General features: G+C 65.0%; 1 protein-coding gene. It reads right to left on the bottom strand.

Going from position 1 to position 1549, the window contains the following annotated elements; all coding sequences use genetic code 11:
* Nucleotides 1-445: 445 nt before the first annotated feature.
* Nucleotides 446-1549, bottom strand: a 1104-nt coding sequence (locus AC1VAN_RS21505; RefSeq protein WP_480986705.1) for a 3-deoxy-7-phosphoheptulonate synthase class II, incomplete at its 5' end; no start/stop codon positions are given.

A 1549-nucleotide genomic window follows, 5' to 3' on the forward strand; every position in this document is an offset into this window, starting at 1 on the left:
CCGTAAACCCGTCCATGGGGGCTTGGCCGCGGCATCCATGCCGCGGACACTCCCGCAACCGGACCCACCCCGCCTTCGACAGATTTCCGGCGATCTGTCGGTGCTGTTGCGGTTGGTGGGTGTCGACCCTGGTCGACACGGTAGATCCACGCCATGCGTGGATGCTCTTCGATCAATTGTCGAAATATTCGAACTCCAACTCGAACTCGATGGAGATTCATCCACGCATGGCGTGGATCCATCGGATCGCGAGAATCTGTCAGAGGTGGGGCGRTGTCGGAGTGCGGGGTGTCAGCCGCATGGATGCGGCTGCCAAGCCTACAGGGACGTACTTGCGGCGTCCCCGCACTCCGRCACCGCCCCGCCAACCACGGAATGCCGCTSTTGCTGTTGCTYKSGCAGTGGCYTCTGCAGGTGCAGGGCGCAGCCCTGCAGAAGCAAACCCCTACCGCACCTGCTCCTGCTTGCGCACGATCGCCATCGCAATCTCCAGCGACTGCTCGTAGTTCAATCGCGGGTCGACGGTCGAACGATAGGCGCGCTCCAGGTCACGCTCGGTCAGTTCGCGCGCACCGCCGGTGCATTCGGTCACATCCTCACCGGTCAGCTCCAGATGCACGCCACCCAAACGGGTGCCTGCGGCCGCATGCAGGTCGAAGGACATCTCGACCTCGCCGCGCACGTTGTCGAAGCGCCGCGTCTTGAAGCCGTTGGCGGTGCTTTCGGTATTGCCGTGCATCGCATCGCACACCCACAGCACGCGACGACCATCGCGCTTGACCGCATCCAGCAACGGCGGCAGCTTCTGCGCGATCTGCGCCGCTCCCATACGATGGATGAAGCTCAGGCGGCCCGGCTCGTCATCCGGATTGAGCACATCGATCAGGCGCAGCAACTGGTCCGGCGTCACCGACGGGCCCACCTTGATCGCGATCGGATTGCGCACGCCGCGCAGGTACTCCACGTGCGCGCCATCCAGCGCGGCGGTGCGCATGCCGATCCACGGATAGTGCGTGCTCAGGTTCAACCAGCCCTGCTGGCGCGGCACCTGCCGGGTCAGCGCCTGCTCGTAGGGCARCAGCAGCGCTTCATGCGAGGTGTAGAAATCGATGCGGTTGAGGTTGTGCACGCGGGCCCCGGCCAAGGTCTCCATGAAGTGCACGGCATCACCGATCGAGGCCACCATCTTCTGGTACTCGGCGGCCAACGGCGAATGGCTCACCCATTCCAGGTTCCAGTATTCGGGATGGTGCAGATCGGCGAMGCCGCCATCGATCAGCGCCCGCACGAAGTTCATCGTCATCGCCGAATGCGCGTGGGCCTGCAGCATCCGCTTCGGGTCGGGCAGACGCGCCGCCTCGGTGAAGGCCGGCGCATTGATCACATCGCCGCGGTAGCTGGGCAGAGTCACGCCGTCGCGGGTCTCGGTATCGGCCGAGCGCGGCTTGGCGTACTGGCCGGCGAAACGGCCGACGCGGATCACCGGCTGGCGCAGGCCGTGCACCAGCACCAGGCTCATCTGCAGCAGCACCTTCAACCGGTTGGAGAT

Source organism: Stenotrophomonas sp. 05L44_2 (assembly GCF_056665995.1).